General features: G+C 62.4%; 1 protein-coding gene. It reads left to right on the top strand.

The features are described from left to right. Positions 1-19: 19 nt before the first annotated feature. Positions 20-870: ABC transporter permease (locus A5790_RS05950; protein ID WP_066841861.1), on the top strand; the 851-nt coding region annotated here is incomplete at its 3' end.

The raw sequence follows: 870 nt of genomic DNA, 5'->3' as shown, positions 1-870 counted from the left end.
GGCTGATCGGGAGCTATCGATGGGAACCGTACAAGTTCTGCGCAGCACCTATCCGCGCCTGACTCGGGGGGCGCGCAAGCCGGTCGACTTTCTGGGTCGCATCGGCGATCACATGTTGTTTTATCTGCGTGCTCTGGCGGGGGTGCCGCACGCGTCGGTGCATTTCCGCAAGGAGATCGTGCGGTTGATCGCCGAGATCTCGATGGGTGCGGGCACGTTGGCGATGATCGGCGGCACGGTCGCCATCGTGGGGTTTTTGACGCTGGCTGCCGGCGGCACGCTTGCGGTGCAGGGGTATTCGTCGTTGGGCGATATCGGTATCGAGGCGCTGACAGGGTTTTTGGCTGCGTTCATCAACGTGCGCATCGCGGCTCCGACGGTGGCCGGTATCGGGTTGGCGGCCACGTTCGGGGCGGGCGTGACCGCGCAGTTGGGCGCGATGCGCATCAACGAGGAGATCGACGCGCTGGAGTCGATGGCGATCCGGCCGATCGAGTATCTGGTGTCGACCCGGCTGATCGCGGGGATGGTGGCGATCACCCCGTTGTATTCGATCGCGGTGATCTTGTCGTTTGTTGCCAGCCAGTTCACCACCGTGGTGTTGTTCGGCCAGTCCGGCGGCTTGTACGACCACTATTTCGACACGTTCTTGAATCCGATCGACCTGTTGTGGTCATTCCTGCAGGCGGTGCTGATGGCCATCACGATCCTGTTGGTACACACCTATTTCGGCTACTTCGCCTCAGGTGGCCCATCGGGTGTGGGGGTTGCGGTCGGTAACGCGGTGCGCACCTCGCTGGTGATCGTCGTGTCGGTCACCCTGCTGGTATCCCTGGCCGTCTACGGTTCCAACGGCAACTTCAACCTGTC

Source organism: Mycobacterium sp. 852002-51152_SCH6134967 (genome assembly GCF_001667105.1).
Classification (GTDB): domain Bacteria; phylum Actinomycetota; class Actinomycetes; order Mycobacteriales; family Mycobacteriaceae; genus Mycobacterium; species Mycobacterium neumannii_A.
This window is presented reverse-complemented; position numbering and strand designations above follow the sequence as displayed.